22 protein-coding genes are annotated in these 23,191 nt (G+C 60.6%); 16 read left to right on the top strand and 6 right to left on the bottom strand.

Annotated elements, in window-relative coordinates:
• The first annotated feature begins 11 nt into the window (after positions 1-11).
• From dprA to M9827_RS11465, 3 genes are all read left to right on the top strand, one after another.
• Entirely contained in the window at positions 12-1,112 is a 1,101-nt protein-coding gene (gene dprA / locus M9827_RS11475; RefSeq protein ID WP_250605548.1) for a DNA-processing protein DprA, read from the top strand.
• 55 nt (positions 1,113-1,167) lie between these two features.
• Positions 1,168-1,725 carry an L-threonylcarbamoyladenylate synthase type 1 TsaC gene (gene tsaC / locus M9827_RS11470; RefSeq protein WP_250605547.1) on the top strand — a complete coding sequence of 186 codons (558 nt, stop codon included), beginning with the start codon at positions 1,168-1,170 and terminating at the stop codon, positions 1,723-1,725.
• Positions 1,726-1,965: 240 nt separating this feature from the next.
• Positions 1,966-2,640, top strand: a complete 675-nt coding sequence (locus M9827_RS11465; RefSeq protein WP_250605546.1) for a GNAT family N-acetyltransferase — start codon at positions 1,966-1,968, stop codon at positions 2,638-2,640.
• 64 nt (positions 2,641-2,704) lie between these two features.
• Here the strand turns inward: M9827_RS11465 and M9827_RS11460 are convergent, their stop codons facing one another.
• A complete protein-coding gene (locus M9827_RS11460) occupies positions 2,705-3,682 on the bottom strand; it encodes an NADPH:quinone reductase (protein ID WP_250605545.1) in 978 nt (325 codons plus the stop codon).
• A 150-nt stretch (positions 3,683-3,832) separates the two neighbouring features.
• Between M9827_RS11460 and hemF the strand changes: the two genes are divergently transcribed.
• Both hemF and aroE read left to right on the top strand, forming a co-directional pair.
• Complete coding sequence (gene hemF / locus M9827_RS11455; RefSeq protein WP_250605544.1) at positions 3,833-4,747, top strand: oxygen-dependent coproporphyrinogen oxidase; 915 nt, start codon at positions 3,833-3,835, stop codon at positions 4,745-4,747.
• 9 nt (positions 4,748-4,756) lie between these two features.
• Positions 4,757-5,578 (top strand): shikimate dehydrogenase, encoded by an 822-nt coding sequence (gene aroE, locus M9827_RS11450; protein WP_250605543.1) that lies wholly within the window; start codon positions 4,757-4,759, stop codon positions 5,576-5,578.
• A 116-nt stretch (positions 5,579-5,694) separates the two neighbouring features.
• On the opposite strand, the gene M9827_RS11445 is transcribed toward aroE, so the two are convergent.
• The 3 genes from M9827_RS11445 to betC all read right to left on the bottom strand — a co-directional run bounded on the left by M9827_RS11445 (position 5,695) and on the right by betC (position 9,971).
• Positions 5,695-7,263, bottom strand: a complete 1,569-nt coding sequence (locus M9827_RS11445) for a SulP family inorganic anion transporter (RefSeq protein ID WP_250605542.1) — start codon at positions 7,261-7,263, stop codon at positions 5,695-5,697.
• Positions 7,264-7,520: 257 nt separating this feature from the next.
• The gene (gene choX / locus M9827_RS11440; protein WP_105704764.1) at positions 7,521-8,441 is read right to left on the bottom strand and encodes a choline ABC transporter substrate-binding protein; all 921 of its coding nucleotides are present in this window, start codon (positions 8,439-8,441) and stop codon (positions 7,521-7,523) included.
• Between the two features lie 15 nt (positions 8,442-8,456).
• Complete coding sequence (betC, locus tag M9827_RS11435; protein ID WP_250605541.1) at positions 8,457-9,971, bottom strand: choline-sulfatase; 1,515 nt, start codon at positions 9,969-9,971, stop codon at positions 8,457-8,459.
• Between the two features lie 114 nt (positions 9,972-10,085).
• Between betC and M9827_RS11430 the strand changes: the two genes are divergently transcribed.
• Positions 10,086-11,036: a choline sulfate utilization transcriptional regulator gene (locus M9827_RS11430; protein ID WP_250605540.1), complete on the top strand. Its 951-nt coding sequence runs from the start codon at positions 10,086-10,088 to the stop codon at positions 11,034-11,036.
• A gap of 72 nt (positions 11,037-11,108) precedes the next feature.
• Here M9827_RS11430 and M9827_RS11425 read toward each other — a convergent pair whose 3' ends face one another.
• Positions 11,109-11,774, bottom strand: coding sequence for an NAD(P)-dependent oxidoreductase (locus M9827_RS11425; RefSeq protein ID WP_250605539.1), 666 nt, complete (start codon positions 11,772-11,774; stop codon positions 11,109-11,111).
• Positions 11,775-11,857: 83 nt separating this feature from the next.
• On the opposite strand from M9827_RS11425, the gene M9827_RS11420 reads away from it, so the two are divergent.
• The gene (locus M9827_RS11420) at positions 11,858-12,184 is read left to right on the top strand and encodes a DOPA 4,5-dioxygenase family protein (RefSeq protein ID WP_250605538.1); all 327 of its coding nucleotides are present in this window, start codon (positions 11,858-11,860) and stop codon (positions 12,182-12,184) included.
• Between the two features lie 5 nt (positions 12,185-12,189).
• Here the strand turns inward: M9827_RS11420 and M9827_RS27970 are convergent, their stop codons facing one another.
• Positions 12,190-12,321, bottom strand: a complete 132-nt coding sequence (locus M9827_RS27970; RefSeq protein WP_502943456.1) for a hypothetical protein — start codon at positions 12,319-12,321, stop codon at positions 12,190-12,192.
• Between the two features lie 323 nt (positions 12,322-12,644).
• Here M9827_RS27970 and M9827_RS11410 point away from each other — a divergent pair, with 323 nt between their 5' ends.
• From M9827_RS11410 to M9827_RS11370, 9 genes are all read left to right on the top strand, one after another.
• Entirely contained in the window at positions 12,645-13,952 is a 1,308-nt protein-coding gene (locus M9827_RS11410) for a CitMHS family transporter (RefSeq protein WP_007911819.1), read from the top strand.
• Positions 13,953-14,037: 85 nt separating this feature from the next.
• A complete protein-coding gene (locus M9827_RS11405) occupies positions 14,038-14,805 on the top strand; it encodes a TerC family protein (protein ID WP_007911817.1) in 768 nt (255 codons plus the stop codon).
• 369 nt (positions 14,806-15,174) lie between these two features.
• Positions 15,175-16,833 (top strand): Na/Pi cotransporter family protein, encoded by a 1,659-nt coding sequence (locus M9827_RS11400; protein ID WP_250605537.1) that lies wholly within the window; start codon positions 15,175-15,177, stop codon positions 16,831-16,833.
• A 177-nt stretch (positions 16,834-17,010) separates the two neighbouring features.
• A complete protein-coding gene (locus M9827_RS11395; protein WP_250605536.1) occupies positions 17,011-18,390 on the top strand; it encodes a M16 family metallopeptidase in 1,380 nt (459 codons plus the stop codon).
• 185 nt (positions 18,391-18,575) lie between these two features.
• Positions 18,576-19,604: a DUF5924 family protein gene (locus M9827_RS11390; protein ID WP_016986428.1), complete on the top strand. Its 1,029-nt coding sequence runs from the start codon at positions 18,576-18,578 to the stop codon at positions 19,602-19,604.
• A 54-nt stretch (positions 19,605-19,658) separates the two neighbouring features.
• Positions 19,659-20,807, top strand: coding sequence for an ABC transporter permease (locus tag M9827_RS11385; RefSeq protein ID WP_250605535.1), 1,149 nt, complete (start codon positions 19,659-19,661; stop codon positions 20,805-20,807).
• Entirely contained in the window at positions 20,804-21,607 is an 804-nt protein-coding gene (locus M9827_RS11380) for an ABC transporter ATP-binding protein (protein WP_007911797.1), read from the top strand. Before M9827_RS11385 ends, M9827_RS11380 begins: the two co-directional genes overlap by 4 nt.
• 1 nt (position 21,608) lies before the next feature.
• Positions 21,609-22,547, top strand: a complete 939-nt coding sequence (locus M9827_RS11375; protein ID WP_250605534.1) for an MlaD family protein — start codon at positions 21,609-21,611, stop codon at positions 22,545-22,547.
• Positions 22,544-23,167 carry an ABC-type transport auxiliary lipoprotein family protein gene (locus M9827_RS11370; RefSeq protein ID WP_250605533.1) on the top strand — a complete coding sequence of 208 codons (624 nt, stop codon included), beginning with the start codon at positions 22,544-22,546 and terminating at the stop codon, positions 23,165-23,167. Before M9827_RS11375 ends, M9827_RS11370 begins: the two co-directional genes overlap by 4 nt.
• Positions 23,168-23,191 lie beyond the last annotated feature (24 nt).

The raw sequence follows: 23,191 nt of genomic DNA, 5'->3' as shown, positions 1-23,191 counted from the left end.
AAGGATGATCCATGATGTTGCCTGTCTGTACGCCGGTTTCCCCGGCGGAACTGGAAGCGCGTTTGCGCCTGCATCGCTTGCCGGATGTCGGTCCGAAGCGTTTTGCCAAATTGCTCGAAGCCTTCGGCTCGGCCTCCAAAGCGATCAGCGCACCGGCCAGTGCCTGGCGCTCGCTGGGTTTGCCCGTGGCAAGTGCTGAAGCGCGGCGCTGTCCCACGGTTCGCGATGGCGCTAGCCACGCAATGCGCTGGCTAGAGCGGCCGGGGCATCATTTGTTGATGTGGGACCAGGCGGATTACCCGGCGCTGCTGGCGCAGATTCCCGACCCGCCACCCCTGTTGTTCGTTGCCGGAGACCCGCAGATTCTGGAAAAACCGCAACTGGCGATGGTTGGCAGCCGTCGCGCTTCGCGTCCGGGCATGGACACGGCGGCGGCGTTTTCCCGCAGTCTTGCCGGGGCCGGTTTTGTCATCACCAGCGGTCTGGCGCTGGGCATTGATGCCGCTGCGCATCAGGCTGCGCTGGATGTTGGCGGGTTGACGGTGGGTGTACTCGGCACGGGCTTGGAAAATTTTTATCCACAGCGCAATCGGCACTTGGCTGAAGCGATGATTGCGTCCGGCAGCGCAGTGCTTTCAGAGTTTCCGCTGGACGCCGGGCCGACGGCGAGCAACTTCCCGCGGCGGAACCGCATCATCAGCGGTTTGTCCCTCGGTGTGTTGGTGGTTGAGGCCAGCGTGGCCAGTGGCTCACTGATCACCGCGCGGCTGGCGGCCGAACAGGGGCGTGAGGTTTATGCCATTCCCGGTTCGATTCATCACCCCGGGGCGCGCGGTTGCCATCAATTGATTCGCGATGGCGCGGTGCTGGTGGAAACCATCGAGCACATCCTTGAAGCCCTGCGCGGCTGGCAGCATCTGCCGCTATCCACTGACACGGCGAACGTTGATCACCCGTTGCTCAGCCTGCTCCACGCCGCCCCGCACACCAGCGAAGGCTTGGCCGACAGCAGCGGCTGGGCGTTGCCCAAAGTGCTGGCGGCACTCACCGAACTGGAAATGGATGGCCGTGCGGTGTGCGAAAACGGTCGCTGGTTGGCCAGGACACGCTAGGTTTTACAAGGAAGATCGGTAAACTGCGCGAAACCTGTTTGCGGAGAGTTTTTTCATGGTTAACAGTTGGCGTGTGCAACAAGCCGCACGAGAGATTCGCGCCGGGGCGGTGATTGCCTATCCAACCGAAGCCGTCTGGGGGCTGGGTTGCGACCCGTGGAACGAAGAGGCTGTGGATCGGTTGCTGGCGATCAAGAATCGTTCGGTGGTCAAAGGCCTTATTCTGGTTGCCGACAACATTCGCCAGTTCGACTTCCTGTTCGAAGACTTCCCGCAAGAATGGATCGACCGCATGGCCAGCACCTGGCCGGGGCCAAATACCTGGCTGGTGCCGCACCAGAATCTGTTGCCGGAATGGGTGACCGGGGTGCATGACACCGTGGCGCTGCGGGTCAGTGATCATCCGCAAGTGCGCGATCTGTGCTCGATGGTCGGGCCATTGATTTCGACCTCTGCGAACCCGCAGGGACGCCCGGCGGCGCGCACCCGATTGCGTGTCGAGCAGTATTTCCGTGGGCAGATCGATCTGATACTGGGCGGGCAACTGGGTGGGCGCAAGAACCCCAGCGTGATCCGTGATCTGGCGACCGGCAAAGTCATTCGTCCCGACTGATCCAGCCTCGAACATTTGTAACGAGAGTACTCCTCGCCTTGACGGCGAGGAGTACTACACGTGCCTGCGATTTATCCTGCAGTGACGCTGTTTGTTGCGTCGGAAGAATCCTCAACTGGCTGAATTAACTGAATTTTCCCACCTGATTATCAGACTGCGTTTCGTGGCGGTATCGCCAAAAACAACCATCCTTTCCCTGCACTCGAAACACTTCGATAAGTTAAGGTCTGCGGAGAAAGAATGGACACTACGGATTTGCAACTCACGGATTACCTGCAGGCGCTCCAGGTGACGTTAAACAGTCACCAGGAAGGATGTCGTATCGTGATGCTTGAAGCGGGGTCGGATACCCAGGTGTTCGATCGGTTTATCGAACGGCAATTTCGGCTTCGGCTGCAGCATTACATGCTGACATCCAGGGCGCGGATGCTCGAAACCCGGCTGGCGACACGGTCGCGCAGTACCCACTTTCTGCTGTATCGGCACGAGCAACTGCAGGCGGTATTGAGGGCCACTCCGGCGCCGTTCGAGTGGGCATCGCTGGCGCAGCAACATGTTTCGCCCACGGTGGCGTTGTCACGCCATGTCGAATTCAGTCGCTTGATCTCGCTTGCACCCAGCCAACAACCCATTGCCGTCAACAGTCTGCTGGCGGCCGCTGCCGAGTGGGCCATAAAACAGGGCTATCAAGGTGTCACTGCGTTGTGCAGGGCCTCGCAGTTGCGCCTGTACCAGCGTTTCGGTCTGATGCCGGTCGCCTCCAACCCCTTGCCTATAGAACAGCGCGCACGTGGTGATTACTGGGTGTTATCAGCCGAGTGGCGGCAAGTCCTCGCAGCCGTTCAACAGCCTGATCCTGCGGCTGTCGGTCATTGGGCGCAAAAACCGTTGGCGAATCATCCACCAAGGTTTTGAACACGCTCGAACCGTCCTGCCAGCCAGGGTGGTGAAAACCTGACTGGCAAGATGCCGGGAGGTATCAAGGCAGCAGGACGGTGGAACCAGTGGTGCGTCGAGCGGACAGTTCGGTTTGTGCCTTCGCCGCATCAGCCAATGGATAACGCTGGCTGACATCCACCTTCAACTTGCCGCTGATGATCATCTCGAACAGCTCATCGGCCATTCGCTGCAGGTTCTCGGCATTGTTGGCGTAGGTGGCCAGCGTCGGCCGGGTCACGTACAGCGAGCCCTTGGCGGCAAGAATGCCCAGGTTCACCCCGTCCACCGCGCCGGAAGCATTACCGAAGCTCACGACCAGGCCGCGTGGCGACACGCTGTCGAGAGAGGTCAGCCAGGTGTCCTTGCCGACGCCGTCATAGACCACCGGGACTTTCTTGCCGTCAGTCAATTCGAGCACGCGTTGCGCAACGTTTTCATGGCTGTAATCGATGGTTGCCCAAGCGCCATTGGCCTTGGCCAGTTCGGCTTTCTCGCTGGAGCTGACGGTGCCAATCAGCTTCACGCCCAAGGCTTTGGCCCATTGGCAGGCAAGCGAACCGACACCGCCGGCCGCCGCGTGGAACAGGATGGTTTCGCCACCCTTGAGCTCGTAGGTCTGGCGCAGCAGATATTGCACAGTCAGGCCTTTGAGCATGACCCCGGCAGCGGTTTCGAAACTGATTTCGTCGGGCAGGTGCACCAGATTGTCTTGGGGCAAAACATGCAATTCGCTGTAGGCACCCAACGGGCCGCTGCCATAGGCCACTCGATCACCGACCTTGAACCGGGTGACGTCGCTGCCTACGGCATCGACGATGCCCGCGCCTTCCGCTCCCAGACCGGACGGCAAGGCGGGCGGCGCGTACAGGCCGCTGCGGTAATAGGTGTCGATGAAGTTCAGGCCGATCGCCTTGTTGGCCACGCGCACTTGATTGGGGCCGGGCGCGGCGGGTTGGTAGTCAACATATTCGAGCACTTCGGGGCCGCCGTGGGCGCGGAACTGGATACGCTTTGCCATCTGCCTGCTCTCCTTGGGTCTTTTGTAAGCCCCCTATCCAACTCCCATGCTTGATCTTCGTCAACTGCGGCGGGTTGTTGTGCGGTGGTATGCTACGCGCCCATTTGCGTCGCCCGTCTGCCGGGGCGCCGCCCGATTCAAGGTGAAGCCATGACGACCCGCACCGACGCCGTAAAGGCCTATCTGCTCGACCTGCAAGACCGCATCTGCGCGGCGCTCGAAACCGAAGACGGCGGCACGCGCTTCGTTGAAGACGCCTGGACCCGGCCTGCTGGCGGTGGCGGTCGCACCCGTGTGATCGAGAACGGCACGCTGATTGAAAAGGGCGGCGTCAACTTTTCCCATGTCTTTGGCAGCGGTCTGCCACCGTCGGCCAGCGCCCATCGCCCGGAACTGGCCGGTCGCGGTTTCGAAGCCCTTGGTGTGTCGCTGGTGATCCATCCGCACAACCCGCATGTGCCGACGTCGCACGCCAATGTGCGCTTTTTCATCGCCGAGAAAGAAGGCGAAGAGCCGGTCTGGTGGTTCGGCGGCGGCTTCGACCTGACCCCGTATTACGGCAACGAAGAAGACTGCATCCACTGGCACCGCGTCGCCGAACAGGCTTGCGCACCGTTCGGTGCGGACGTCTACCCGCGTTACAAAGCCTGGTGCGACACCTACTTCCACATCAAGCATCGCCACGAACCGCGCGGCATCGGCGGTCTGTTCTTCGATGACCTGAACGAGTGGGACTTCGACACCAGTTTCGCTTTCATGCGTGCCATCGGTGACGCGTACATCGACGCCTATCTGCCGATCGTGCAGCGCCGCAAACACGATGCCTTCACGGCTCAGCAGCGTGAGTTCCAGGAATTCCGCCGTGGCCGTTACGTCGAATTCAACCTGGTCTACGACCGTGGCACCTTGTTCGGTCTGCAATCGGGCGGGCGTACCGAGTCGATCCTGATGTCGCTGCCGCCGCAAGTGCGTTGGGGCTATGACTGGAAGGCTGCGCCAGGCAGCGAAGAGGCGCGCCTGACTGAGTACTTCCTGCAAGACCGCGACTGGCTGGCAGAAGCCTGAGGACATCTGATGGATCGTTACGTCGTTTTCGGTAACCCGATCGGCCACAGCAAATCGCCGATGATTCACAAGCTGTTCGCCGAACAGACTGGCCAGCACCTCGACTACAGCACGATGCTGGCGCCGCTCGACGATTTCGCCGGCTGCGCCACGGCGTTTTTCCGGGAAGGGCGCGGCGCCAACGTCACTGTGCCATTCAAGGAGGATGCCTATCGCCTGGCCAACAGCCTGACCGCGCGCGCGCAGCGTGCCGGTGCGGTCAACACCTTGAGCAAACTGGCCGATGGCTCACTGCTCGGTGACAACACTGACGGCGCCGGGCTGGTGCGAGATCTGACGGTGAACGCCGGGTTCAGCCTGACCGGCAAACGCATTCTGCTGCTCGGCGCCGGTGGCGCGGTGCGCGGTGCGCTGGAGCCGTTGCTGGCGGAGAAACCGGCCTCGGTGATCATCGCCAATCGCACGGTGGACAAGGCTGAACTGCTGGCCGAGTTGTTCTGCGACCTCGGGCCTGTGTCGGCCAGTGGTTTCGACTGGTTGCGCGAGCCGGTGGACGTGATCATCAACGCCACCTCGGCCAGCCTGAGCGGCGACGTGCCGCCGATTGCGCCGAGCCTGATCGAGCCGGGCAAGACCCTGTGCTACGACATGATGTACGGCAAAGAGCCGACCGCATTCTGCCGCTGGGCCAGTGAGCATGGCGCGGCGGTGGCGATGGATGGCTTGGGGATGTTGGCGGAGCAGGCGGCTGAGGCGTTCTTCCTGTGGCGTGGCGTGCGCCCTGATACCGCACCGGTACTCGCCGAACTGCGCCGCCAGTTGGCCCAATAAATACCCATGTGGGAGCGAGCCTGCTCGCGAAAACGGTCTGTCTGACACATTAATGTTGGATGTGCCGCAGTCTTCGCGAGCAGGCTCGCTCCCACAAGGATTACCTCGATCGCCAGTCAATCCTCAAACCGGATCGGGCATTTCTCCGGCCCTTCAAGCTTTCGTAACTCCTCCACGACCTGCGGCCGCGCCCGGCGCAAGGTCAGGCTGCGATCCTGACTGAGCAAGCGTCGCGCCTCCTGATGCAGCATCTCCACCCCTGAATAGTCGATGAAGTTGATCTGCTGCGCCTCGATCACCACGCGTGCGCCGTGCATGCGCTGCAGGCGTACTTGCAGGTAATGGCTGGCGCCGAAAAAGATCGACCCGCCGACACGCAACACATCGTCTTCGCCGTCACGCCAATGCTGCACGCGCGGTTGCGAGGTGCGCTTGAGGTAGAAGAACAGCGAGGCCAGCACACCGGCATAAATCGCCGTCTGCAATTCCAGCAACAAGGTCGCGAGGCAGGTCAGGGCCATGACCACGAATTCGGCGCGGCTGACGCGCAGCAATGAGCGAATGCCGCGATGATCCACCAGTCCCCAGGCAATCAGCAGAATGCTGCCCGCCATCGCCGGGATAGGAATGTGTGCAATCAGCGCCGCGCCGAAAATCGCAAACAACGCCACCCAGATCGCTGAAAACACCCCGGCCAATGGCGAACACGCGCCCGCTTCGTAACTGAGGGCCGAACGGGTAAACGATCCGGCCGACAGCGATCCGGAAAAGAACGCGCCGACAATATTCGACAAGCCCTGCGCACGGACTTCCTGATTGGCATCGAGCAATTGCTGCGACCGTGCCGAAATCGAGCGTGCAATAGACAGACTGGTGACCAGCCCGAGCATGCCCACCGCCACGGCACTGGGCAGCAATCGCAGGATCAAGTCCAGATCCAGCGGTAACGCACTGAACGGCGGCAAGCGTCCGACAAACGCGCTGACCCGATGCACGTGGCCGAACATGCCCGGCCACAACCACACCAGCAAACTGGCCAGCACCAGCGTGATCAACAGCGTCGGCCAGCGCGGCAGCAGGTGTTTGAGCAGCAGACCGACGACCACCGTGGCCAAACCCAATACCAGCGAAGGTTTATCCACAGCCCGCAGGTGTTGCAGCAGATCCATCAAACTGGCCAGCGCCGTGGCTTTGGCCGGCAGCTCGAGTCCCAAAAGATTAGGCAACTGCCCGATGGCGATCACCACTGCCGCACCGAGGGTGAACCCCAGCACCACCGAATGCGAAACGAAGTTCACCAATGCGCCGAAGCGCAGCAAACCGAGCAGCCACTGGAATATCCCCGCAAGCAGGGTCAGCAGCAGGATCAGGGTGATGTAGTCCTGCGAGGCCGGAACCGCTAAAGGACTGACACTGGCAAACAGCACAATCGAAATCGCCGCCGTCGGGCCGCAGATCAAATGCCACGAGGATCCCCACAGGCAGGCGATCAGCACCGGAATGATTGCGGCGTAGAGGCCGTATTCCGGTGGCAGACCGGCGATCAACGCATAGGCAATCGACTGGGGTAACGCGAGAATCGCCCCGCTGAGACCGACGATCAGATCCCGTCCGACGCTGGCGCGGGTTTGTCGCGGCAGCCAGGTGAGGAAGGGGAAGAGAGAGTGGCGGCTGGGAAAGGCCATGGGTCCTCGCGGTTGGGGTTTTATTCAAGGTTATCAGGGTGTCATGGGAAAAAGCCCCTCACCCTAGCCCTCTCCCGGAGGGAGAGGGGACTGACCGCGGTGTTTATTCAAGATTCACCGACCTGCAATTTCAAAGTTGAATGCCAGTTTTGAATCCAACAAATATCGGCTCCCTTCCCCCTCGCCCCCTCTGGGGGAGGGGGCTGGGGTGAGGGGGCAAAAATCTCAAGCCAAGCCAAATTCCAGCAGTCCCACGATCAAAGCTTCGCTTTCACCGCCGCCAACGCATCCTTGCCATCGACGGTCTTCACCCCATCCAGCCACTTGTCCAACACCGCCGGATTCGCCTTGATCCACGCCTTTGCCGCTTCGGCATTGCTGACTTTTTTGTTCACCACTTCGGCCATGATGCTGTTCTCCATCTCCTGAGTGAACGATAGATTGGTCAGCAATTTACCCACGTTCGGACAGGCCTCGGCGTAACCCTTGCGGGTCAACGTGAACACACTGCCGGTGTCGCCGAAGTACTTCTCGCCACCCTTCAGGTAATGCATCTTCAATTGCACGTTCATCGGGTGCGGGGTCCAGCCGAGGAAGGTGACGAATTTCTGTTTCTTCACCGCCCGCGACACTTCAGCCAGCATCGCCTGTTCGCTGGACTCGATCAGCTTCCACTGGCCCATGTCGAAGTCGTTCTTCTTGATGATTTCCTGCAACGAGATATTCGCCGGCGCGCCCGAACCGATGCCGTAGATCTTGCGCTCGAACTTGTCCGCGTATTTGTTCAGATCGGCAAAGTTATGCACACCCGCATCCCACACGTAATCCGGCACCGCGAGGGTGAATTCGGTGCCGTCGAGGTTTTTCGCCAGTTGCGTGACATCGCCGGTGGCGACGAACTTGTCGTAGAAGCCCTGCTGCGCCGGCATCCAGTTACCGAGAAACACATCCACCTGGCCGTCCTTCAAACCGCCAAAGGTGATCGGCACCGCGAGGGTGTCGACCTTGGCCTTGTAGCCCATGCCGTCCAGCAGAAACCCGGTGATGGCGTTGGTCGCGGCGATGTCGCTCCAGCCCGGGTCGGCCATTTTCACCGTGTCGCAGCTTTGCTCGGCGAAGGCCGAGGCGCTGCTCAGCGCGAGCAGGCCAACCGTCACTACTGTGGATAACTTACGCATGGACTTCCCCTTACATTATTGGTTTTGGCAGGGTTGTGGATAACGTGCTTTGCGCTCCAGATCATCAAGATCGATGTGGTTGCGCATGTACTGCTGACTGGCGTCCACCAGTGGCTGGTGATCCCAGCTCTTCAGCTTGCCGATGGTCAACGCGTCGGCGACAAATCGGCGACGGCGCTGGCTGGCGAGGACTTGCCGGTGAATCGCCGGAATATCCCATTTGGCCCGCGCTTCGGCGAGAAAATCGTCGAAAAGCTGGCGATGCTGCGGCGATTGGCTGAGTTCTTCCAGTTCACGCGGATCGTTATCTACGTCGAAGAGTAGGCAAGGGTCGCTTTCACTGTAGATAAATTTGTAGGCGCCGCGACGGATCATCATCAGCGGGCTGATGGTGCCTTCGGCCATGTATTCGCCGAACACTTCGTCATGACCGCCCTGCCCTTGCAGGTGTGATACCAGCGAACGGCCATCCAGCGGCAGCCCTGGTTCCAAGGTGCCGCCGGCCAGTTCAACGAAGGTTGGCAACAGGTCAGCGGTGGACACGGCTGCGCTAACCCGCCCGGCATCGAACTGGCCTGGGGCACTTATCAACAGGGGGACGCGGGCCGCCATTTCGTACCAATGCATTTTGTACCAAAGGCCCTTTTCGCCGAGCATGTCGCCATGGTCGCCGGAGAACACGATGATGGTGTCATCGATCAGCCCGGTTTCTTCCAGCGTTTGCAGAAGTTTGCCGACGTTGGCATCGATATAGCTGCAGGCACCGAAATACGCCCGGCGCGCATCGCGGATCTTATCCACAGGCAGCGGCTTGTCCCACAGATCGTACACCTTGAGCAAACGCTGCGAGTGCGGATCGAGTTCGTGTTGATCCGGGGTTGTAGGCAACGGGATATCGTTATCGTCGTACAAATCCCAGAACGCCTTGGGAATGGTGTACGGGTCGTGTGGGTGGGTCATCGATACGGTCAGGCAGAACGGCTGGTCGCCCTCCTCGCGGATGTGATCGAACAGATATTGCTGCGCCTTGAACACCACCTCTTCGTCGAAATCCAGTTGATTGGTGCGTACGCACGGCCCGGCCTGCAGCACCGAAGACATGTTGTGATACCAGCTCGGCCGTACATCCGGCTCATCCCAGTTCACGGCCCAGCCGTAGTCGGCCGGATAGATGTCGCTGGTCAGGCGTTCTTCATAGCCATGCAACTGGTCGGGGCCGCAGAAGTGCATCTTGCCGGACAGCGCGGTGCGGTAGCCGAGGCGGCGCAGGTAGTGGGCATAGGTCGGAATGTCGGCGGGGAAATCGGCGGCGTTGTCGTAGGCGCCGATCTTGCTCGGCAACTGACCGCTGACCAGGGTGAAACGCGACGGTGCGCACAACGGGCTGTTGCAGTAAGCGGCGTCGAACACCACGCCTTGGGCGGCGAGACGGGAAAGATTCGGCAGTTTGATCGGCGAAGGGCCGTAGAACGGCAACATTGGCGCGGCCATCTGATCGGCCATGATGAAAAGAATATTCTTGCGCTTCATGTGATCGCGGCATTCCATAGTGAATATTTATGCGACATTGCTGCGATCGAGCATGGAGTCCATGCTGTATCCGGTAAAGCCCGCGCCGGACAATGACTAGGATAAGCACCGCTTATGTATGACGCCTTGGGAGATCTGTCACTCGACCTGCTGCGCGCCTTCGAAGCGGCAGCCCGTCACCACAGCTTCACCGCAGCGGCGGTAGAGCTTGGCACTACGCAACCGGCGATCAGCCAGCAGATCAAGCGGTTGGAAGAACAGCTCGGCACACGGCTGTTTGATCGGATCTACAGGGGCATCGAACTGACGGAAGTGGGCGCGATCCTGTTCGAGCAAGTGACCCTCGGTTTGCAGAATATCGATGCAGGATTAAGTGCAATCAGTGCACAACAGCAACATGAGGTGCTGCAGGTCGCCACCGATTTCGCCTTCGCCGCTTATTGGCTGATGCCACGCCTGCACCGCTTTCACGAAGCCAATCCGCAGGTCGACGTCAGCCTCGTGACCAGTGAACGCAACCACAACATGCTGCGCACCGATATCGATGTGGCGATCCTGTTTGGCGACGGGCGTTTCAAGCAAGGCGAAAGCCACTGGTTGTTCAGCGAAGAAGTGTTCCCGGTGTGCAGCCCGCAATTGCTCAAGGATCGCGCCCTGCCCTTGCCCGCTCAGGCGTTGCTGGAGTTTCCGCTGCTGCACCTGCGTGGGGAAAACAGCAGCAACTGGTTTGACTGGAGCGGTCTGTTTCGCCAGTTGGGCATTACTTCGCCGCCGGCGCCGGGGCAATTGCGCTTCGACAATTACACGCTGTTGATTCAAGCGGCAATTGGCGGCCAAGGCGTGGCAATTGGCTGGCGGCACCTTGTGGATAACTTGCTGAGTCAGGGGTTGCTGTGCCGGCCCATCGCTGAAACGACCCTTTCGCGTCTCGGTTATTACGTGGTGTTGCCGCAGCGCAAACGCCGGGGTGCGTTGATTCAACAGTTTGTCGATTGGTTGATGGCGGAGCAGGCGAGTAGCGCTGAATCGCTCAATGGCTTGGCATTGCCTTCGATTGCGGTTTGAAGATCAGAAGATCGCAGCCTTCGGCAGCTCCTACACCAATCTCATGTAGGAGCTGCCGAAGGCTGCGATCTTTTACGAATCTGAAGCCGCAACGAAATTCACATGCTGTCCCACATGCAAATTCAGCCGCAGCTCATCGGCAATCCCTACCGCCACGCGATTCAAGCGTTCCAGGGGTTCTGCCAGACCTGGTTCCAGATTGCCGCCGACCTGACTGAAATGTTCGATGGTCAGCCCGGCCACGCCGTGCGGCGCATTCACCAGCGTCCAGTGCAGCGGACTGCTTTGTAGGGCCTCACGGATTTCTTCGGCAGCGTGGCGTTGCAGGCGATCATCGACATCCGGCTCATCGAGCACGGCAAAGTCGCCCACCAGAAACAGCCGCGACACATTCGCCGCTTGCAGTCCATCGACCAGTGCGTCGACGGCCAGAACCTGTTCGACCGGTCCGAGCACGACCGAGCGTTCAACCTGATCGCTACTGAACGGTAGTCCCGGTGCATCCAGTAAGCAGATGACCGCCGAACTGCCGGCCACACTCTGGTTGACCCGTTCCAGGTCGAACAAATCACCGGTTTTGGTACGCAAACCCGGACGCGGCGCAAGTGCGGTCAGATCGTCGAGAATGGCGATGACTTCATGCTGACGACGCAGCAACTCAGCCATCAGCGCGCTGCCCAGGCTACTCATGGCACCATAGAGCACCACTTTTACCGCCGGGGTTTCGGCATTTTTCATGGCTGATCCCTTTTGTTATCCCTTGTATGGCGTGTGACATACGGGCAACGCCGAGGGTTCGAACCGATTTCCGAGGCTTTCAGATGCAAGCGATCAAGGGTTATCACGCCCACGTCTATTTCGACGCCGGCACCATTGAACAGGCGCGGGCCTTGTGTGAGCAGGCTGCGCAATTGTTTCCACTTAAAATGGGCCGCGTTCACGAACGCCCGGTCGGGCCGCATCCGGACTGGAGTTGCCAGTTGGCCTTCGGCCCTGAGTTGATCGGCGACGTGTTGCCTTGGCTGGCGCTCAATCGCAAAGGCCTGGTGGTATTTCTGCACCCGGACACCGGGGATGATTTGCTCGACCACACCGAACACGCGATCTGGATGGGCACGATCCGACCGCTGAATCTGTCTGTTTTCTGATCAGATCATTTCTTCGGGTTCACCCGGCAGATGCTTATCCAGATGCAGCCAGGGCAATGGGCGATGTCCTGCAACGCCCCGCTGAACTGATAATGAATGTGTCCGCAATGGCAACCGCCGCCGTGCACTTGGCTCATGCTCAGAGCTCTCCTTCCCGTGTTCATTGACTCTGGTTCGCATCCGACGGCCGGTTGACCGTTCATTCAAAGCTTTCTGCAGCGAAAGGTAGCTGAAAGCTTCCCCGATTAGGATCGCCTCCACTTCCGGCAACAGACCGGTTGGCCAACGCGTGTGATACCTCGCACGAACGGCCCAATTAACAACAACAATGGTGATTCTGATGTCCTCTGTAGCCCGCCTCTCCGCTGTCACTCCGCCCGTACGTCTGGTGCTTCCCGTTCTGCGCTGATCCCGTCCGATCCGCTCATTTAACTAGCCGCGCTACGCCTGGAGTATTCCCATGCTGACTTTCCTTGGCTTCGCCATGGTCATCACGTTCATGTTCCTGATCATGACCAAGCGCCTGTCTGCGCTGATCGCTCTGATCATCATCCCGATCGTCTTCGCCCTGTTCGGTGGCTTTGCACCGAAGATCGGCCCGATGATGCTCGAAGGCATCACCAAGCTCGCGCCGACTGGCGTGATGCTGATGTTCGCCATTCTCTATTTCGCCCTGATGATCGACTCCGGCCTGTTCGACCCGGCCGTGCGCAAGATCCTCAAACTGGTCAAGGGTGACCCGCTGAAGGTGTCGGTCGGCACCGCCGTACTGGCGCTGGTGGTGTCCCTCGATGGTGACGGCGCGACCACTTACATGATCTGCGTGGCCGCCATGCTGCCGCTGTACAGCCGCATCGGCATGAGCCCGCGAATCATGGCCGGCCTGATCATTCTCGCCGGTGGCGTGATGAACATGACCCCGTGGGGTGGCCCGACTGCCCGTGCCGCGAGTGCGCTGCATGTCGACCCGTCGGACATCTTCGTGCCGATGATCCCGGCCATGGCTGCGGGTGTGGTCGCGATTCTGGTTATCGCTTATTTCTACGGTAAACGTGAACGTGCGCGTCTGGGTGAATTGCACTTGGTCGGCGACGACATCGATCACAGCGAAATCAGCGTGTCGCAATTCCCGGATGCGCGCCGTCCGAAACTGATCTGGTTCAACGGCGCCCTGACCTTCGGCCTGATGTGCACCCTGATCGCCGGCCTGTTGCCGTTGCCGGTGCTGTTCATGGTGGCGTTCAGTATCGCGATGATCGTCAACTACCCTTGCCTGCAGATGCAGAAGGACCGCGTCGCGGCTCACGCCGGTAGCGTGCTGGCAGTGGTCGGGCTGATCTTTGCGGCGGGTATCTTCACCGGTATCCTGTCGGGCACCGGCATGGTCGATGCGATGTCGAAGAGCCTGTTGGCGGTGATTCCGGATTTCCTCGGCCCGTACCTGGCCGTGATCACGGCGCTGGTGAGCATGCCGTTCACCTTCTTCATGTCCAACGATGCGTTTTACTATGGCGTGTTGCCGGTGTTGGCCGAAGCTGCCAGCCACTATGGGATTACCGCAGTGGAAATGGCCCGTGCCTCGATCGTCGGTCAGCCCGTCCACTTGCTGAGCCCGTTGGTGCCATCGACGTATCTGTTGGTGGCCCTGGCCGGCATCGATTTTGGTGACCACCAGCGTTTCACCCTGAAATGGGCGATCCTGGTTTGTATCTGCATCCTGATTGCTGCACTGCTGTTGGGGACTTTCCCGGTGTTCAGCACTCTATAAGCCCACGACTCACCGTTTCGGGTCCTGGCTTCGCTGTTTGAAGCCCGGACCTTTTTCGGTTTAACAATCGCTCAAAGGAATACACATGGAATGGCTGACCAACCCCGAAATCTGGGTTGCCTTCTTCACCCTGACCGCCCTGGAAATCGTCCTCGGCATCGATAACATCATCATGATTTCGATCCTGGTCAGCCGCATGCCCAAACACATGCAGCAGCGCACCCGGATCTTCGGTCTTGGCCTGGCCATGATCACCCGCATCCTGTTGCTGCTGTCGATCACCTGGGTCATGCGCCTCACCGCCGACCTGTTCGAGGTGTTCGGCCAAGGCATTTCCGGCCGTGACCTGATCCTGTTCTTCGGTGGTCTGTTCCTGCTGTGGAAGAGCTCGCAAGAGATGTACCACGCGCTGGAAGGCGAAGACGAAAGCGACGAAACCCCGGGCGGCAAGGGTGGCAACTTCCTTTACACCATCATCCAGATCGCGATTATCGACATTGTCTTCTCGCTGGATTCGGTGATCACGGCGGTGGGCATGGTGTCCCATGTGCCGGTGATGGTCGCGGCGATTGTCGTGGCCGTACTGGTGATGATGCTGGCGTCCGGCAAGATCAGCGAATTCATCGACAAGCACCCGTCGTTGAAGATGCTCGCGCTGTCGTTCCTGCTGGTGGTCGGTACCGTGTTGATCGCCGAGTCGTTCGACGTGCATGTGCCGAAAGGTTACGTCTACTTCGCCATGGCGTTCTCGCTGGCGGTGGAAGCGATCAACATCAAGCTGCGCGGTGCAATGGCCAAGAAGAGACAGCAGCAGGATCCGGTAAAACTGCGCAAGGACATCCCGGGCCAATAACCGGGTAATCCAGACGCAGGCAATACCCCTGTGGGAGCGAGCCTGCTCGCGAAAACGGAGTGTCAGTCGACAACCATGTTGGCTGATCCACCGCTTTCGCGAGCAGGCTCGCTCCCACATTTTTTTGTGCAGCATTCAGGCACCGCGGATCCTGTGGGAGCTGGCAAGCCAGCTCCCACAGGGGCGGCGTTGATTTAAATGGGAGTGTATGAAGCGCTGTTCATGACACTTTTGTTTCAATCAGCACTTTAGCTGTGCAATGCTGGCGCCCAGACCGTTAGCCAACTACAGCTTAAGTATCAAAAACGTAGAAACCGCGCGGTACCGTCAACTTGCCTCTCTGAGGCACTGCTATTACAGGGGGTCTGCATGCTCACCCTGCTCAATCTGCTTTCCGCCGTCGCCCTGCTGATCTGGGGCACGCACATCGTCCGAACCGGCATCCTGCGGGTGTATGGCACCAACCTGCGCCATGTGATCGGCCAGAACATGTCCAGACGCTGGCTGGCCTTTGTCGCCGGCATCGTCGTGACGGCGATGGTGCAGAGCAGCAATGCCACGGCCATGCTCGTCACCTCCTTCGTTGGTCAGGGCCTTATGGCGCTGACTCCGGCGCTGGCGACCATGCTTGGGGCCGACGTCGGTACCGCGCTGATGGCGCGGGTACTGACATTCGACCTGTCATGGCTGTCGCCGCTGCTGATTTTTCTCGGGGTGATTTTCTTTCTGTCGCGCAAACAGACGCGGCTCGGGCAGATGGGCCGGGTGTCCATTGGCCTCGGGCTGATCATTCTCGCGTTGCAATTGATCGTCGAGGCCGCCGCACCGATCACCCACGCCCAAGGGGTGAAGGTGATCTTCGCCTCGCTGACCGGCGACATCCTCCTCGACGCCTTGGTCGGCGCGTTGTTCGCGATGATTTCCTACTCCAGCCTCGCTGCTGTGCTGCTCACCGCGACGCTGGCTGGCGCTGCGGTCATCAGTTTGCCGGTCGCCATTGGTCTGGTGATTGGCGCCAACATCGGCAGCGGCATTCTCGCGTTCATGAGCACCAGCATGCAGAACGCCGCCGGCCGGCAAGTGGCACTGGGCAGTCTGTTGTACAAGCTGATTGGCCTGCTGCTGATCATCCCGGTGCTCGACCCGTTGGTGCACTGGATCGACAGCCTCGATTTCAGCCCGCAGGAAATGGTCATCGGCTTCCACTTGCTCTACAACACCGCGCGCTGCCTGATTCTGCTGCCGTCGGTGGGGCCGATGGCGCGCCTCTGCGCGTGGCTGCTACCGGAGCGGCCGGAGGTCAACGGCACCGCCAAACCACGCCATCTCGACGCGACCGCGCTGGTCACACCGAGCCTGGCGCTGGCCAACGCCGCGCGGGAAACCCTGCGCATGGGCGATCTGCTCGACAACATGCTCGACGCCTCGCTCGATGTGTTGCACGGCAAGCAGACCGCCGTCACCCAGGAAATGCGCCGACTGACCGACGACGTCGAAGCGCTGTACAGCGCAATCAAGCTCTACCTGGCGCAGATGCCCCGCGAAGACCTCGGCGAGCAGGACAGCCGGCGCTGGGCCGAGATCATCGAGCTGGCGATCAACCTGAAGCTGGCCGCCGACCTGATCGAACGCATGCTGCGCAAGATCCAGCAGCAGAAAACCTCCCAGCGACGGTCGTTTTCCGAAGAAGGCCTGGAGGATCTCGCCGGATTGCAGCAGCAATTGATCGCTAACCTGCGTTTGGGGCTTTCGGTCTTTCTCAGCGGTGACCGCGAAAGTGCCCGGCAATTGCTCCGCGAGAAACGCCGCTTTCGCGCGCAGGAACGTCGTCTGGCCCATGCGCATGTCAGCCGTTTGCAACGCAAGATCGTGCAGAGTATCGAGACCAGTTCGCTGCACCTGGAGTTGATTGCCGACATGAAGCGGCTCAACTCGCTGTTTTGCGGCAGTGCGTATGTGGTGCTGGAAACGGCGGATACCGGGGCGCTGGCGGCGGATGATATTGCCGACATTACGCATTCGCCTTGAACGTCTGGGGCTAGGGTCAGTCAGTAACACAGAGTTCAGCCTCAAGGGCCCCATCGCTGGCAAGCCAGCTCCCACAGGGTTTTGTGAACGCCGCAAATCCTTGTGGGAGCTGGCTTGCCAGCGATGGGCCCCTGACTGACGACACGGATCTCCAAATCAGCCGTACGGAAGCCTGTTATGCGTTGCCTGTTGTTCGCCTGTCTGTTGCTCGGTTCCCTGCCCGCCTTCGCCCTGGATCGTTTTCAGGTTGAAGGCTATGCGCTGCCCAATGGTTTGCAGTTGCTGCTCAAACCCGGCACCGAGCGCGGGCATGTGGCGATCCGGCTGGTGGTCGGCGTTGGCCTCGACGATTTCGACTGCGATGACAAAGAGCTGCCGCACCTGCTCGAACACTTGTTGTTCAGCGGCATCGACGCCACTGGCGAAGGGGGGCTGGAAGAACGCATGCAGGCGTTGGGCGGTGACTGGAACGCGTTCACCAGCAACGCTGACACCACGTTTGTCATCGAAGCGCCGGCAAAAAACCAGCGCAAAGTGCTCGACCTGCTGCTCGCTCTGCTCACACAAACGCGCATCGACGACAACGCGATCAACGCCGCCAAACGTGTGGTCGAGCGTGAGGACGGTGGCCATTACACACGCCTGCAACGCTTCCTTGATCGGCAGGATCTCGGCCACACCGCGAGTAATCAACTCGCGGTCGAACTGGGCCTGAAGTGCCCGCAACGCGCCGAAGTCGGCCACCTGACTCAAGAGCAACTGGAGAAGGTGCGCAAGGCCTGGTACGCGCCGAACAACATGACCCTGATCGTCGTCGGCGAACTCGACAAACTGCTGCCAGCCTATCTGGAACGCACCTGGGGCGCGCTCGACGCGGTGGAACCGAGCGAACACCGTGCGTTGCCGGACATCAGCACCCGCGCCGCCCATGAGCGCACCCTCACCCGGGGCTTTATCGGCGACAGCGCCAAGCTGCACTGGCTGGTACCGGAACCGGTGATCGATGATCAGTACGATCAGACCTTCGACATTCTCAAGGATTATCTGGACTGGGCGCTGTACCGGCAGATTCGCCTCAACCACGGTTTGTCCTACGGGCCGTGGGCCGAGCGCGAAGTGTTTGGCGGCGTCGGTTTCATGAGCCTGAATGCCGACCTGGATCGCGATGATGTTGACGAAGCCATTCAGGTACTCGAAGACCTCAAGGCCGATCTGCTGAAAAACGGCCTGGATCCGGATACTTTCGCGCGGATCAAACAGGCCTCGATCGCCCATCAGGCGTGGGCGGTGCAAGGTAACAGTGCGCTGGCGGATTATTACTGGAGCGCCCTCGGCGATTACCAGGACGGCCGCTTCGCCAACCCGGCGCGCGAGCTGCAAGGAGTGACTCTGGAAGCAGCGAACAAGGCGATGCGCGAGTTGCTGTTGCAACCGGGGTATCTGCGGATCGAGAAGCCATTGATCAGTGATGACCAAGTGTTGTGGCTGAGTGCGGGTGGGTTGGGCCTGGTGTTGCTGATCCTGATCGGCTGGCGTTTGCACCGCAAGCGGGGTTGAAGATCAAAAGATCGCAGCCTGCGGCAGCTCCTACAGGGGATTGCGTTCCAAATGTAGGAGCTGCCGAAGGCTGCGATCTTTTGAGGCCCTGAAATGCACCGAATAAGTGACCGGCAGCCTCGCCACAGCGCCCGGCGGGCGCTACTCTGTCGAGGTTTTTTCCTATCAAATTGTGAACCGCCCAAATGCCGAAAATACAGCTCCTGATCCAGCGCATTCTCGAACTGATGAAGCGCTATCCCGGGGTCATTGCGCTTGGCGGGTTCATCTCCGGGGTCGGCAGTTTCATCATGGTCGATCGTCAGCAGGGCCTGGCGAGTTGGATCACCGTGATCATGCTGCTCAGCTGGATCTGGCTGATGCTGGAAAACACCCTCACCGGCCTCTTCACCCGCGTGTTCAAACGCGAGATTCCCCAGCCGCTGCTGCGTTACGCGACGCAGATGATCCATCAGGAAAGCCTGTTTTTCGTCCTGCCGTTTTTCTTCATCACCACCACCTGGAACAGCGGCCAGTTGTTTTTCACCGGTCTGCTCAGCGTTGCCGCACTGATCTCCATCGTCGATCCGCTCTATTACAAATGGCTGGCGCCACGGCGCTGGGCGTTTCTCGCGCTGCACACACTGACCCTGTTCGCCGCCCTGCTCACCGCGTTGCCGGTGATCATGCACCTGACCACCGCGCAGAGCTTCAAGTGGGCGCTGGGCATTGCCGTGCTGTTGTCGTTCCCGAGTCTGGCCTCGATCTTCCCGATCCGCACCGTGCGCAATGCTCTGGCGATCCTGTGCATCACGGTCGGCATCGGTGGCGTCGGTTGGGCGCTGCGTTCGTGGGTGCCGCCGGCAACGTTATGGATGACCGATGTGGCGATCAGCACGCAAATGCAGGACCGCACTCCCGGCGCCAGCCTCGACACGGTCAGCGCCGAGCAGATTCGTGGCGATGGCCTCTACGCCTACACCGCAATCAACGCGCCGCGCGGGCTGGATGAGCGGATTTATCACGTCTGGCAATTCAACGGCAAAGAGGTCGACCGCATCGCCCTCGACATTCACGGCGGGCGCAAGGAAGGCTACCGGGCCTGGACGCATAAGCAGAACTTCCCCGGCAACCCGGCGGGCAAGTGGCAGGTGCGGGTGTTGACCGAGGATGGCCAGGTGATCGGCGTGCTGCGCTTCGAAGTCACGGACAGCACAGCGATCAAAGAAAAGTAATCCGGTTCGTGCTATTACGTTAGTTCGCATAAAGGCCGAACAAGCACGGAGCTTATGACCAGCAGCTCGATCAGCGGCAATGCCCAACTGGACACGTCGATAACCCCTGCCCGCCTGCGGGTTACCGGGGACTGGACGCTTGCCCATTACGCCGAGCTCAAGCAACTGAGCGAAAAGCTCCACGGCCAGTACGACACCAACACGCTGATTGATCTGAACAGCCTCGGCGCCCTCGACACCGCTGGCGCCTCCCTGCTGGTCGAACTGCTCGGTTCCGAACGCCTCGGCCAATCCGCCGAACACCCCGATTGCACCCTGACTTCCGCCGACCGCGCGCTGCTGCAAACCGTGTACTGCTCGATGACCGATTTCTGCGTGCCGATCAAGGAACCGGAAATCAGCGTCAGCGTGCAATTGCTGACGCGCATCGGTCGCGCCGTCGACACGGTCTGGCAAGACACCCTGCAACTGCTCGGTTTCGTCGGCCTGATCATGGAAACCATCGCTCGCAACCTGTTCCGGCCCAAGCGCTGGCGCATCACGCCGATGATTGCGCACATCGAGCAGACCGGCCTCGACGCCGCGCCAATCGTGGCGTTGCTGACCTTTCTGGTCGGCGCGGTGGTGGCGTTTCTCGGCGCCACGGTGCTGGCCAGTTTCGGCGCGACGATTTTTACCGTGGACCTGGTGGGCTTCTCGTTCCTGCGCGAGTTCGGTGTGCTGCTCACGGCGATCCTGATGGCTGGGCGCACCGCCAGTGCGTTCACCGCGCAAATCGGTTCGATGAAGGCCAACGAAGAAATCGACGCAATCCGCACCCTCGGCCTCGACCCGATGGAACTGCTGGTAGTGCCGCGTGTGTTGGCGATGCTGGTGGCCCTGCCGATGCTGACTTTTCTCGCCATGCTGTGCGGGATCATCGGCGGCGGCGTGGTCTGCGCGGTGTCGCTGGATATTTCGCCGGCGATGTTCCTGTCTTTGCTGCAGTCGGACATCGGCATCCAGCATTTCCTGGTGGGCCTGGTCAAAGCCCCGATTTTCGCTTTCCTGATTGCCGCGATTGGTTGCCTGGAAGGCTTCAAGGTCAGTGGCAGCGCCGAGTCGGTCGGCGCGCACACCACGTCTGCGGTGGTGCAGTCGATTTTCGTGGTGATCGTGCTCGACGCGGTGGCTGCGCTGTTCTTCATGGAGATGGGCTGGTGAGTCGTCTACCGCGCGCGCCCTCGGAGGCGGTGATCGAAGTCCGTGGCCTGTGCAATCGCTTTGGCAGCCAGAGCGTGCACGAGAACCTCGATCTGGATTTGTACAAGGGAGAAATCCTCGCCGTGGTCGGTGGCTCCGGCAGCGGCAAATCGGTGTTGCTGCGCAGCATCGTCGGCCTGCGCCGGCCCAGCGAAGGCATGGTCAAAGTGTTCGGCAAGAACCTGCCGAGCCTGTCCGAACATGAGCGTTCGCTGGTTGAGCGGCGTTTTGGCGTGCTGTTTCAGAAAGGCGCGCTGTTTTCCTCGCTGACCGTCACCGAGAACGTCGCCCTGCCCCTTATCGAACACGCCGGCCTGAGTCGCAACGACGCCGAGCACCTGGCCGCGGTGAAACTGGCGCTGGCCGGGCTGCCGCTGTCGGCGGCGGACAAATACCCGGCGTCGCTGTCCGGCGGCATGATCAAACGCGCCGCTCTGGCCCGGGCCCTGGCGCTGGATCCGGACATTCTGTTTCTCGATGAACCCACCGCCGGCCTCGATCCGATTGGCGCGGCGCAGTTCGATCAATTGATCCTGACCCTGCGCGATGCGCTCGGTCTCAGCGTGTTTCTGGTGACCCACGACCTCGACACGCTCTACACCATCACCGACCGCGTGGCGGTGCTGGCGCAGAAGAAAGTCCTGGTCGCCGGCCCCATTGACGTCGTCTCGGAAACCGACGACGCGTGGATTCACGAATACTTCCACGGCCCGCGCGGCCGCTCGGCGCTGGACGCCGCCAAATTGCTCAACGAGGTCTGACATGGAAACCCGAGCGCATCATGTGTTGATCGGCCTGTTCACCGTGATTGTGGTGGCAGGCGCCCTGCTCTTCGGTCTGTGGCTGGCCAAGTCCAGCGTCGACACCGAGTTCAAGGATTACGAGATTGTCTTCAGCGAAGCGGTCAGTGGCCTGTCCAAGGGCAGCCCGGTGCAGTACAGCGGGATCAAGGTCGGTGATGTGATCAACCTGCGCCTTGATCCAAAAGATCCACGGCGCGTGCTGGCGCGGATTCGTCTCGGCGGCGATACGCCGGTCAAGGAAGACACCCAGGCCAAACTGGCGCTGGCCGGGATCACCGGGACGTCGATCATCCAGCTCAGCGGCGGTACACCGGAAAGCCCGAAGCTGCGCGGCCATGACGGCAACCTGCCGACCATCGTCGCATCGCCCTCGCCTATTTCGCGGCTGCTCAATGACTCCAACGATTTGATGACCGGCATCACTGCGCTGCTGCAGAACGCCAACCAGATGTTCTCGGCCGAGAACGTCGAGCGTGTGAGCAAAACCCTTGCCCATCTGGAGCAGACCACCGGCACCATCAACGATCAGCGCGGCGACATCAAGCAAGCCATGCAGCAACTGGCGACCGTCGGTAAACAGGCCGGCAGCATGCTCGAGCAGACCTCGTTGCTGATGCGCAACGCCAACGGCTTGATCAACGACCAGGGCAAACAGGCACTGGGCAGCGCCGAGCAAGCCATGAAGTCGCTGGAACAAAGCACAACCACCATCAGCACCTTGCTCAGCAAAAACGAAAACTCCCTCGACAACGGCATGCAGGGCCTCAATGGCCTGGCCCCGGCGATCCGCGAACTGCGTGAGACGCTGACCTCGCTGCGCGCCATCTCGCAACGCCTTGAGGCCAATCCCAGCGGCTACCTGCTGGGCCGTGACAAGAACAAGGAATTCACGCCATGAAGCTGACTCGACTTGCCCTCCTCGCCGGCTTCACGCTGATCAGCGCCTGTTCGATTCTGCCCCAGTCAGAGCCGTCGGATGTCTATCGCCTGCCCACCGCCCAGGCGCCCGCCTCGGCCAGTCCGGCGGCGACTCAGCCGTGGTCGCTGCGGTTGAACAAGTTGCAGGCCAGCGAAGCGTTGAACCGGCCGACGATTGCGGTGATTCCACAAGGTGACGTGATCAGCAGCTACAAAGGCTCGCGCTGGAGTGATCCGGCGCCGGTGCTGGTGCGTAATCGCTTGCTCGACGGGTTTACGCGTGATGGTCGGGTGACGTTGCTCAGTACCGATGACAGCAACTTTGCTGCAGATCTGGAATTGGGCGGGAGCTTGCAGGCGTTTCAGGCCGAGTATCAGGGCACACAGGCCAGCGTCGTGGTGCGCGTCGATGCGTTGCTGGTGCGCGGTTACGACCAGCGGATTCTGGCCAGTCGACGGTTTGAGGAGCGTCAGCCGTTGAGCGATGTGCAAGTGCCGGCGGTAGTGGCCGGATTTGGCCAGGCCAGTGATCGCCTGAGCGCAAAAGTCGTGGCCTGGGCCGTCGAACAAGGCCAGAAACTCGCCCCCAAGAGCCACTGACAGGACACATTCCCCTGTGGGAGC

The organism is Pseudomonas sp. AKS31, assembly GCF_023634765.1.
Lineage (GTDB): Bacteria > Pseudomonadota > Gammaproteobacteria > Pseudomonadales > Pseudomonadaceae > Aquipseudomonas.
The sequence above is the reverse complement of the archived record's forward strand: the minus strand, read 5'-3'. Positions and strand labels throughout refer to the sequence as shown.

Excerpts from the sequence above, each read along its gene's own strand:
- dprA (WP_250605548.1), top strand. The coding sequence starts at position 12 with ATGATGTTGCCTGTCTGTACGCCGGTTTCCCCGGCGGAACTGGAAGCG.
- tsaC (WP_250605547.1), top strand. The coding sequence starts at position 1,168 with ATGGTTAACAGTTGGCGTGTGCAACAAGCCGCACGAGAGATTCGCGCC.
- M9827_RS11465 (WP_250605546.1), top strand. The coding sequence starts at position 1,966 with ATGGACACTACGGATTTGCAACTCACGGATTACCTGCAGGCGCTCCAG.
- M9827_RS11460 (WP_250605545.1), bottom strand. The coding sequence starts at position 3,682 with ATGGCAAAGCGTATCCAGTTCCGCGCCCACGGCGGCCCCGAAGTGCTC.
- hemF (WP_250605544.1), top strand. The coding sequence starts at position 3,833 with ATGACGACCCGCACCGACGCCGTAAAGGCCTATCTGCTCGACCTGCAA.
- aroE (WP_250605543.1), top strand. The coding sequence starts at position 4,757 with ATGGATCGTTACGTCGTTTTCGGTAACCCGATCGGCCACAGCAAATCG.
- M9827_RS11445 (WP_250605542.1), bottom strand. The coding sequence starts at position 7,263 with ATGGCCTTTCCCAGCCGCCACTCTCTCTTCCCCTTCCTCACCTGGCTG.
- choX (WP_105704764.1), bottom strand. The coding sequence starts at position 8,441 with ATGCGTAAGTTATCCACAGTAGTGACGGTTGGCCTGCTCGCGCTGAGC.
- betC (WP_250605541.1), bottom strand. The coding sequence starts at position 9,971 with ATGAAGCGCAAGAATATTCTTTTCATCATGGCCGATCAGATGGCCGCG.
- M9827_RS11430 (WP_250605540.1), top strand. The coding sequence starts at position 10,086 with ATGTATGACGCCTTGGGAGATCTGTCACTCGACCTGCTGCGCGCCTTC.
- M9827_RS11425 (WP_250605539.1), bottom strand. The coding sequence starts at position 11,774 with ATGAAAAATGCCGAAACCCCGGCGGTAAAAGTGGTGCTCTATGGTGCC.
- M9827_RS11420 (WP_250605538.1), top strand. The coding sequence starts at position 11,858 with ATGCAAGCGATCAAGGGTTATCACGCCCACGTCTATTTCGACGCCGGC.
- M9827_RS27970 (WP_502943456.1), bottom strand. The coding sequence starts at position 12,321 with ATGAGCCAAGTGCACGGCGGCGGTTGCCATTGCGGACACATTCATTAT.
- M9827_RS11410 (WP_007911819.1), top strand. The coding sequence starts at position 12,645 with ATGCTGACTTTCCTTGGCTTCGCCATGGTCATCACGTTCATGTTCCTG.
- M9827_RS11405 (WP_007911817.1), top strand. The coding sequence starts at position 14,038 with ATGGAATGGCTGACCAACCCCGAAATCTGGGTTGCCTTCTTCACCCTG.
- M9827_RS11400 (WP_250605537.1), top strand. The coding sequence starts at position 15,175 with ATGCTCACCCTGCTCAATCTGCTTTCCGCCGTCGCCCTGCTGATCTGG.
- M9827_RS11395 (WP_250605536.1), top strand. The coding sequence starts at position 17,011 with ATGCGTTGCCTGTTGTTCGCCTGTCTGTTGCTCGGTTCCCTGCCCGCC.
- M9827_RS11390 (WP_016986428.1), top strand. The coding sequence starts at position 18,576 with ATGCCGAAAATACAGCTCCTGATCCAGCGCATTCTCGAACTGATGAAG.
- M9827_RS11385 (WP_250605535.1), top strand. The coding sequence starts at position 19,659 with ATGACCAGCAGCTCGATCAGCGGCAATGCCCAACTGGACACGTCGATA.
- M9827_RS11375 (WP_250605534.1), top strand. The coding sequence starts at position 21,609 with ATGGAAACCCGAGCGCATCATGTGTTGATCGGCCTGTTCACCGTGATT.
- M9827_RS11370 (WP_250605533.1), top strand. The coding sequence starts at position 22,544 with ATGAAGCTGACTCGACTTGCCCTCCTCGCCGGCTTCACGCTGATCAGC.